The 6,248-nt window shown below is 72.3% G+C and carries 6 protein-coding genes and 2 pseudogenes; 6 read left to right on the top strand and 2 right to left on the bottom strand.

Features of this window, described 5'->3' with window-relative positions:
- The 6 genes and pseudogenes from GJ633_RS12950 to GJ633_RS12975 all read left to right on the top strand — a co-directional run.
- On the top strand, window positions 1-258 hold a 258-nt coding region (locus GJ633_RS12950), incomplete at its 5' end, for a hypothetical protein (protein ID WP_197431335.1).
- The gene (locus GJ633_RS12955; protein ID WP_156589160.1) at window positions 258-1,415 is read left to right on the top strand and encodes a glycosyl transferase family 2; all 1,158 of its coding nucleotides are present in this window, start codon (window positions 258-260) and stop codon (window positions 1,413-1,415) included. The genes GJ633_RS12950 and GJ633_RS12955, both read left to right, overlap by 1 nt.
- A gap of 3 nt (window positions 1,416-1,418) precedes the next feature.
- Complete coding sequence (locus tag GJ633_RS12960) at window positions 1,419-2,066, top strand: hypothetical protein (protein WP_156589161.1); 648 nt, start codon at window positions 1,419-1,421, stop codon at window positions 2,064-2,066.
- Window positions 2,067-2,190: 124 nt separating this feature from the next.
- Complete coding sequence (locus GJ633_RS12965) at window positions 2,191-2,883, top strand: hypothetical protein (protein WP_156589164.1); 693 nt, start codon at window positions 2,191-2,193, stop codon at window positions 2,881-2,883.
- Between the two features lie 5 nt (window positions 2,884-2,888).
- Window positions 2,889-3,304 (top strand): annotated as a pseudogene (locus GJ633_RS12970) (hypothetical protein).
- A 111-nt stretch (window positions 3,305-3,415) separates the two neighbouring features.
- Window positions 3,416-3,739 carry a hypothetical protein gene (locus GJ633_RS12975; protein WP_156589162.1) on the top strand — a complete coding sequence of 108 codons (324 nt, stop codon included), beginning with the start codon at window positions 3,416-3,418 and terminating at the stop codon, window positions 3,737-3,739.
- A 52-nt stretch (window positions 3,740-3,791) separates the two neighbouring features.
- Here the strand turns inward: GJ633_RS12975 and GJ633_RS12980 are convergent, their stop codons facing one another.
- On the bottom strand, window positions 3,792-4,094 hold the full coding sequence (locus tag GJ633_RS12980; RefSeq protein WP_156589163.1) for a PRC-barrel domain-containing protein: 303 nt from the start codon (window positions 4,092-4,094) through the stop codon (window positions 3,792-3,794).
- Between the two features lie 105 nt (window positions 4,095-4,199).
- Window positions 4,200-6,248, bottom strand: a pseudogene (locus GJ633_RS12985) (LUD domain-containing protein); the annotation flags it as partial.

Genomic DNA, 6,248 nt, shown 5'->3' on the forward strand with positions numbered 1-6,248 from the left:
GTCTTCCTCGCGCTCGCCGGCGGGCTGACGGCGCTCGTCGCCGCCTACGCGGTACTGGCACGGTTCGACCGGATCCCCGGCGGCGCCGCCGGCGCGACCCCGCCGCCTGATCGTTCCCCGTTTCGCGGCCGCGCTCGGAGCGATCGTCTCGTCGAGGCCGGGTGTCGTCCCGTCGAGACCGGGGGTCGTCTCGTCGGGACCGGCACGCCCAACGGGTATCGCACCTGTTTAGGGCGTCCCGCCCCTGTCGGGTGGTGATGGAGTACGTCCAAGAGCGCGTGACGACGTTGCACGCGTTGACCGACCACCGGCCGGACGCCCCGACCGGCCGGGCGGCGGTGGTGGTGCCGATGACGGAACGGGAGTACGGGACGCTCGCGGCCGAGCGCGTCCTGACGGCGCTGGAGGCGGTCGATCCGACGCGCGTGGTCGTCCCGCTCCGCGCGCCGGCCGAGCGCGTCGGGCCGTTCGCCGACTGGCTCGACGGGTTCGACGTCGCCGTCGAACCGCTGTGGTGCGGCGGCCCGCGGCTCACCGAACTGCTCGCGGAGCGCGGTCTCGACGGGGCCCGCGGAAAGGGACGCGACGTGTGGCTCGGGATCGGCCGCGCCCTCGACGCCGAGTTCGTCGTGGTTCACGACGCCGACGCCAAGACGTACTCGCCGGCGTTCGTGAACCGACTGCTGTTCCCGGTCGCCCGCGGACACGAGTTCGCCAAGGGGTACTACGCCCGCGTCGAGGACGGGACGCTGTACGGCCGGCTCTTTCGGCTGTTCTTCCGTCCGCTGCTCCGCGCGCTCGACGACGCCACGGCGTCCCGCGAGGTCGGCGTGCTCGAGTACCTCTCGGCGTTCCGCTACGCGCTCGCCGGGGAGTTCGCGGCCACGAGCGACCTCCTCTCGCGGCTCCGCGTGCAGCGCGGCTGGGGGCTGGAGGTCGGGACGCTCGGCGAGGCGTTCGCGTACGCCGGGTTCGCGGGGAGCGCGCAGGTCGACCTCGGCCGGTACGAACACGACCACCGCTCCGTCGACGGCCCGACCGGTCTCGCGGACATGAGCCGGGCGGTCGGAGAGGCGACGCTGCGCGCGGTCGAGGACGCCGGCGTCACGGTGGCCTACGAGACGCTCGCCGACCGCTACCGCGAGGCGGCCGACGGGCTGATCCGCGGGTACGCCGCCGACGCCGCGTTCAACGGCCTCGACTACGACCCCGCCGACGAGCGCACACAGGTGGAGACGTACGCCGACTCGCTGGGCGCTCCGGGGCCGGACACCCGCCTGCCGGCGTGGCGGAACGCGCCGGTGACGCCCGCGGAGGTCGCCGAGGCCGCCCGCGCCGACCTAGATGACGAGCGCGGCGGCGCCGCGGTCGGCGTCCCGGAACGGGTCACCGACGTCGTGCCGGGGGAGGACTGACCGATGAGCGACGCGTCCGGCGTCGCCGCACGCGACGACCTCGCCGGCGTCGTCGACCTGTTCGGGTGGTTCACCCGCGAGGAGCTGTCGCGCGCGCTCTCCGAGCTGGCGTTCAAGCAGCGATCCGAGGTCGACGAGGACGCGATCGCCGCCGCCATCGACGTCGCCGTCGCGGAGTACGTACTCGTGCCAGCCCCGCCGGCGGCGCTCGCCGAGGACGGCTCGCCTCCCGACGGCGTCGGCATCCCGGACGTCGGCGACGAGGTGCTCGAACCCGGTGACGGAGTACGCGACGACGAGGAAGTACGCGGAGCCGACGACGAGACACGCGGAACCAACGACGCCGAGCGCGAACCGACGGACGTCGCTCCCGACGTCGCGCTCGCGGTCGGCCCCGCGGCGTTCCCGTCGCTGCCGTCGGGCGCCGAGGACCTCCCGCACATCCTCGACGTGCCCGAGCGCGGAGTGGACCGGGAGACGCTGGCGGACGCGGTGTTCGACCGCCTCTCGGCGGACGCGATCGCGGCGATCGGAGCCGAGGACACGGAGCGACTGGAGACGCTCGTCGACGTGACCTACGATATCGAGGCGTGGGCCCCGGTCGACGCGGGCCCGATTCGCGAGCGGATCCTCGACGAGATCGACGGGTAGCGGCGCCGGTCGGCGCACGTGTAACGCCCCGATCGACGGCCTCCACGACCGCCGCGCGTCGTTCTGCCGACGCTCTCGCCGGAGGGAAGTTGAAGGGCGTCCGGGCCGACGATCGGGTATGGGACTGAAAGCCGACGGCGACCCGAACCTCCACGAGATCGACCGGTACGACGGCGGCGTCGGCTGGATCGCGTACCCCGGCGAGTCGATGGAGCGGGCGAGCCACGCGATCGCGGTGCCGAACGAGGAGACTGCCGACGACGACGTCTGGGTGATCGACCCGGTCGACGCGCCCGGCGTCGACGACCTGCTCGCGGACCTCGGGACGGTCGCCGGCGTCGTCGTCGGGCTCGATCGACACCGGCGCGACAGCGCGGCGCTCGCCGGGCGCCACGACGTCCCGGTGTACCTCCCCGAGTGGATGACGGGCGTCGGCGAGGAACTCGACGCGCCGGTCGAGCGGTTCGGCGCTCGGCTCGCAGAGACGGGGTTCGAGGCGTTCCGGATCCGCGACTCCACGGTCCCGCCGTGGCAGGAGGTCGGTCTCTTCGACGGCGAGACGCTTATCGTCCCCGAGTCGCTCGGGTCGGCGTCGTTCTTCCGGGGCGATCGCGAGCGGCTCGGCGTCCACCCGATGCTCCGGCTGACGCCGCCGACGGCGGCTCTCTCCGGGTTGGATCCGGATCGGGTGCTGGTCGGCCACGGAGTGGGCGTCCACGACGGGGCCGCGATCGCCGTCGAGGAGGCCCTCTCGAACTCCCGCCGGAAGGCGCCCGGACTGTACGCGAAGACGCTTCGGTCCGCGATCGGGATCTGATGGGCGTGATCCACGTCACTCGGGACCTGCTGACGGTACTTCTCGAACGGGCGGCCGAGGCCGACCCGGCCGAGACCAACGTCCGGCTCTCGGCGACGGCCGCCGGCGACTTCGACCGGGACCTGGGGCTCGACCCGGCGACGCCCGTGCTGACCCACTTCACGCTGGCCGACGTCGCGCGCCGGTGAACGCGGTGTTCGGCGTCGATCTCGGGACCCCCGTCGGCAGCGGCGGCGCGCGGTTCCTCTCGCACCCGAACGGGTTCCTCGGCGTGTCGAGGACAGACGATCTGGCCGCCGTCGTCCTCGTCGCGGTGCCGCCGTACGACGACGACTCCGTCGCCGCCTTCGACCGGGCCGGCGACGGGATCGAACTCGTCGTGCTCGACGCGGTACCGCCGAGCGAGTCGGTTCCCGAGTGAGGGTGTCGGGTCGCGGACGGCCGTCGGCCCCCGAGCGGAAAGTTCCCGTCGTGTCTCGGGGGCGACTCACGGGCAGGGGTTTAAAGCCCTCCGAGGGAGTACCACGTATCGATGGCAGCACGGCCACCTGGCGGCAGTTCCTCGGAGCCCGAGGCGATCGAGTTCGGCATCGCCGTGCTCGACGCCCGGATCGAGGAGGCGGGCGTGTCGTTCCCCGCGACGGGCGAAGAGATACTCGACGCCGTCGACGACCAGGCGATCCCGTACGACGCCAAGGGGCGGACGATCGACCTCGCGGACGCGCTCGACCAAGTCTCCCGAGAGGAGTTCGAGAACGAGACCGACTTCCTCGACGCGCTGTACCCCGTCTTCGAGCGCGAGCGCCGGGAGGCCCGCGGGTTCCTCGAGAGCCTGCGGGACGCCCTGCCCTTCTAATCTGTCCGGCGGAACTCTCTCTCCACGGATCCGGTCAAATAGACGTCCGCGATCAGGTCGGCTGGACCTCGGTGTCGGCGTCGGCTTCCTCGTCGGTGTCGAGCCGCTCGATGACGTCGTTGATCAGGACCACGTCGCCGACCGCGCGGACCCAGCGGTACGGGACGATGACGCCGGTGTTCCCGTCGACCCGCCCCGCGAACAGCTCGTGGTTGAGTTCGGCGAGCGCGAGCCCGGTCACCGCCCGCGCGTCGAGGTCGAGCCGGACGTCCTCGATCTCGCCGACGAAGACGCCGTTGTTCGAGTACACCTCGCGGCCGACGAGCGACGTGATCTCCTGTGGCGCAGCGTTCATATCAGAGATGGTCACGAGCGCGCCTATTAAGCGTTCGTTGTCGGACGACGCTCGTCTGACGCGGCCGACGCGATCGGGTGCCGCAGCGTCGAGCCGCCGCGCGTCTCACTCCCGCGGCGCGATCAGCTCGACCGGGTGCATCGGCGTGGGCTCGATCAGCGCGTCGAGCTGCTCCTCACAGGAGGTGCCGGCGGCGACGACGACGCGGTCGGTGCCGCCGAACTGCTCGCGCAGCGGCTCGCCGACGTCCATGCTCAGATCGTAGTAGTCGTGCTTGTAGCCGAACGAGCCGGCCATCCCGCAACACTCCGTGTCGGAGACGCGCACGTCGTAGCCGAGCCGCTCTAACACCGCCGTGGCGTGTTCGCCGACCCCGATCGTCCGCGCCTGACAGTGCGGGTGGTACGCGACGCGGCGGCCCGCCGACACCGGACCGGTCCCCGCCGCGGGCGCCCGCAGCGCGGCGGCGTCGCCGCCGTTCTCCAGCAGGCCGAAGACGTACTCCATCACGTCGTAGCTGGCGCCGGCGAGCCGCTCGTGGGACGTATCGGGGAGGAACCGCTCGTACTCCCGCCGGAACGTCGCGAGGTCGCTCGGCTCGATCACCACCACGTCGCGACCGGCGTCGACGTGCTCGGCCAGCCCGGCGTACACGTCGTGGGCCGCCTCGGCGGCGGTGGCGATCATCCCCTGTGACAGCGGCGGCCGACCGCTGCCCGGGAGGGCCGGGATCCGGACGTGGACGTCGAGCGCCTCCAGCGCGCGGACGGTCGCCTTCCCGCGCTCGACGTGACGTAGTTCGTCGCGGTGTCCGGGTAGACGACGGCCTCCCGGGTCGCGGCCTCGGGCGGGATCGCCGCGCCGCCCCGGGCCGCGAACCAGTCGACGAGGGACTCGCTCGCGAACTCGGGGAGGTCGCGCCGGCGGTCGATCCCGGCGACGCGCTCCGCGAGCGCCCGGAGGGGGCCGACGTCCGCGAGTCGGTTCGCGATCGGCGCCGTCCGGCTCCCCCACTTCGCGAGCGTCTCGTAGTTGCCGACGAGCCGGGTGGAGAGGTCGATCCCGGCGGGCTCCTCGTCGGGGACCAGCTCCTCGAACGCCCAGTCGAGCTGGGTCCGGTCGGCCTCCCCGCGGTTGATCCGGTCGCGGACGGCCGTGTTGAGCCACGGGATGTCGATCTTCACCGGACAGGCGGGGACACAGCGCGAGCAGCCGGTGCAAAAGTCGTTGAACTCGGCGGCGACGTCGAGCCCCTCGATGCCGGCCTCCCAGCCGGTGGCGATGCCGCCCGAGTACGTCTCGCCGCCGAACGCGTGGCCGCCGACGCTCTGGAAGTTGCCACAGGAGTTCGAGCAGGCCGAACACCGGATGCAGTACAGCGTCTCTTTCAGCGCCTCGTCTTCCCGCATCGCCAGCCGGCCGTTGTCGATGAGCACGAGGTGGAAGTCGCGGTCGGCCGCGGAGCCGTCGGCGAGCGGCTCGTCGTCGTCCCGGAAGTCCGGCACGGGCGACCCGACGGGCGGCGTCAGCGTGGAGATGTAGGAGGTCACGTCCTGGCCGGTGCCCGAGCGACCGATCAGCTCGACGAACGGGGCGAAGTCCTCGACGGACGGGACCAGCTTCTCCACCCCGGCGACCGCGACGTGGGTGTCGGTCGCGGTCACCGACTTGCGGGCGTTGCCCTCGCTGGTGACCAGCAGCATGGTGCCCGAGTCGGCGGCGACGAAGTTCGCGCCGGTCATCCCGAGGTCGGCGTCCTCGATCAGCTCGCCGAGCCGCTCGCGGGCGAACCTCGTCAGCTCCTCGGCGGTCTCCGGCGGGTCGTCGGGGTCGAACCGCTCGGCGAACAGCTCCGCGATCCCCTCCCGGGACTTGTGTATCGCCGGCGCGACGATGTGCGAGGGCTCCTCGTCGGCGAGCTGGAGCACCCACTCGCCGAGGTCGGTCTCGACCACCTCGACGCCGTCGGCTTCGAGCGCCTCGTTGACCTCGATCTCCTCGGAGGTCATCGACTTCGACTTGACCGCTCGTTCGGCGCCGCGCTCGTCGGCCACCTCCCGGACGTACCGGTTCGCGTCCGCGGCGTCGTCGGCGAGTAGAGTGCCGCCGTTCGCTCGACGCTCTCTCGGAGCCGTTCGACGAGTTCCGGAGTCT

It is taken from the genome of Halorubrum sp. CBA1125, from assembly GCF_009742825.1.
Lineage (GTDB): Archaea > Halobacteriota > Halobacteria > Halobacteriales > Haloferacaceae > Halorubrum.

Bases quoted from the DNA above. Each gene is read 5' to 3' on its own strand.
- GJ633_RS12955 (WP_156589160.1), top strand. From the start codon at position 258: ATGGAGTACGTCCAAGAGCGCGTGACGACGTTGCACGCGTTGACCGAC.
- GJ633_RS12960 (WP_156589161.1), top strand. From the start codon at position 1,419: ATGAGCGACGCGTCCGGCGTCGCCGCACGCGACGACCTCGCCGGCGTC.
- GJ633_RS12975 (WP_156589162.1), top strand. From the start codon at position 3,416: ATGGCAGCACGGCCACCTGGCGGCAGTTCCTCGGAGCCCGAGGCGATC.
- GJ633_RS12980 (WP_156589163.1), bottom strand. From the start codon at position 4,094: ATGAACGCTGCGCCACAGGAGATCACGTCGCTCGTCGGCCGCGAGGTG.